Here is a 2680-nt window from a genome sequence, read left to right as displayed (position 1 = left end):
TTTCTTCAAAAGCAATGTGCTTCTTTATGCTCTTTTTTAGCAGGAGATAACATAATGTGACGCCGATAACTCCGAAAAGCACATAAAGTGCCACTATCTTGAGCGTGAAAAAGTTCAGTTCGTCTGTACTTCCGTAAACAAGAACGTATACGGGGATATACTTCATTGTTGACTGCTTGAGATATGCCTTTGATCCAAAAATAAGATATGGTTTGTTATGTGAGATTGCATTTGAACTAACATCGAGGTAATCATCTTCATCAAGAGATTCCTGCATTTGAATAGATAGAGGAGCGGTTTCGTTTACCGCAGCGCTGTCGCCTGATAGTATACATGATCCGTTTTCATTGTAGATGTATATCCTTACGTCATACTGGCCCATAAACATTTCCTGAAGGTGCTGCGCCTGCCACAGGTAGCCGTCGCCGCTTCTCTGGTATTCTTCAGTGATGCAGCTTATGTAAAGTTCTCCGACAGACTGAAGTTCGCGAAGCTTTGACTTCTTAAAAATGACAGAACAAAGGCTCATCATCACCGTACCTATGATAAGAAGTACGAGGATAACGATTATAAGTGCAAGTCTGAACAGCTTATAGTATGAGCTGTTGCTTTTGTCCATGGATACCACCTACTCTCACAAAAAAACAGGGGACAGCCTGTCCCCTGTGATGATGACAAGCTTCGGAGTTGGTTTTATTCCTCTTCCTCTGCTTCAAATTTGTAGCCTACGCCCCAAACGGTCTTAAGTGCCCATTTATCTGAAATGCCCTCAAGCTTTTCACGAAGGCGCTTGATATGAACGTCAATAGTACGTGAATCGCCGTAGTATTCAAATCCCCAGACTTCATCAAGAAGCTGGTCGCGTGTGTAAACTCTGTTTGGATTTGAAGCAAGATAATAGAGAAGTTCAAGCTCCTTAGGAGGAGTATCGATATTCTTTCCGTTAACCTTGAGCTCATAGCGGGTCATATTGACTGAGAGCTTATCATAACGGACTTCCTTTATCTCGGGCTCAACATTAACGTTGCCGACTCTGCGGGTAACTGCGTTGATACGCGCAATTACTTCCTTTGCGTCAAATGGCTTTACTATATAATCATCAGCGCCAAGCTCAAGACCGATTACCTTGTCGATAGTCTCACCTTTGGCAGTGATCATGATTATCGGAACATTTGATTTCTTGCGTATTTCACGGCAAACCTGCCATCCATCCATACCTGGCAGCATTATATCAAGAAGCACCATATCGGGCTTGAGTGCGTTGAATTTAACAACAGCTTCCTCACCATCGTGCGAGAGGATAACGCTGTATCCATCTTTTTCGAGGTAGAGCCTTAAAAGATCACAGATATTCTTGTCGTCATCGACGATCAGGACCTTCAGACTTTTTTCGTTTGCCATAATATGACCCTCTTTCCATGAAAATTTGAATAAATTATCACTTTATATTATAACTCGGTTTTAATAAAATGTCAATAAATTTCCGTAAATTATTACGACAGAAAATTCTTTGAACTTTTCTGATATGTATCATTGACTAATAGCAAAAGTGATTAATAAGGCAACCGAATCATTCATAATGAGAAATAAAGCGCCATAGCACTAATCATAATGATCAGTATGCTATGGCGACAAATTAACTGTTATGATTTAGGTGTATCCTGCGGGTCATAATCGGTCTGTGTCTGTGATGCATCCTTTGGTCGTAGCATCTGTGCCCGTGGATCAAGCTTGATAATAAGGTTCTTGATGTCTTCGTCAAGTGTAAGATTATATGTTATCTTCATGGCCTGAACGGCGTTTTCCTTATCGCCGAGTCCCATGTAGTGAGCTGCGAGCTGTGCTGAAACTTCGATAACGTGCTTATCCGGACCATATTCGATATCATACTTTTTCATTACCTCAACCATCTCTTCAATGGAAGGCTTTCTGATAGGTGTGCCCTTGAGGTCTGCAAGATGCTGCATCTCATAGGGAACTGCCGGATTAGGAGCGAACATTACACTTGCAACATAGAAAGCAGCAGCGTCTTCATAATCACCGGAATCTGTCAGAGCGTAGCCGATATTGGAATAGCAGCGTGCAATAGACAGGGGAGAATAAGCGACTTTAAGAGTGTCACGTGACACTTCAAGAACCATTTTCTTATTCTTGATAAGCTTATATATCTCAGCAAGCTCAAATCTGGGAGCTACATCAATTGGATTGAAAGCGATAGCTCTCTCGAGTACCGGGATAGCGTCTATGTTAGCGCCTGTCTCAATGAGAATATATGCATATGTAGTTAGATACATAGTGAAGTTGAAAGGTGTGCGGTTGAGAGTCTTTTCCTCACTGAAGAGGAACTGACAAAGGTTGTCCTCGAAAGGATTGCGGAGTGAAACAAATTTTGCCTTTTCAGTTTCAGCGAACTCCAGGCATATTTTCTTGTAGAGTCTTTCAGCAATAGGAAGAGCTTCAAGGTACTTCCTTTCTTTTACAAGCGCATCTATTTCATCATAGACTTCATTAAGACGCTTACCATCAAGATGAGTGAGTCTGTTGATCTCTTCACGGCGTTCCTCAGGCATATTATCCATAATCAGTTCGCCGACAGCTTTCAGGCCGTCAAAGTTTCCCTCTCTTGCGAACTTTTCTCCTTCAGCCTTGAGCATTTTTTCGTTTTCGTCTGGTGAATCTC

At 41.8% G+C, this 2680-nt stretch carries 3 protein-coding genes; all 3 read right to left on the bottom strand.

Annotated features, from left to right (window positions below):
* A partial coding sequence (locus tag J6U00_RS03900; protein ID WP_296579142.1) for a hypothetical protein occupies positions 1 to 619 on the bottom strand: 619 nt, incomplete at its 3' end.
* 74 nt (positions 620 to 693) lie between these two features.
* Positions 694 to 1401: a response regulator transcription factor gene (locus tag J6U00_RS03895; protein WP_296579140.1), complete on the bottom strand. Its 708-nt coding sequence runs from the start codon at positions 1399 to 1401 to the stop codon at positions 694 to 696.
* A 242-nt stretch (positions 1402 to 1643) separates the two neighbouring features.
* A partial coding sequence (locus J6U00_RS03890) for a tetratricopeptide repeat protein (protein WP_296579121.1) occupies positions 1644 to 2680 on the bottom strand: 1037 nt, incomplete at its 5' end.

Source organism: Ruminococcus sp., from assembly GCF_017650195.1.
Classification (GTDB): domain Bacteria; phylum Bacillota; class Clostridia; order Oscillospirales; family Ruminococcaceae; genus Ruminococcus.
This window is presented reverse-complemented; position numbering and strand designations above follow the sequence as displayed.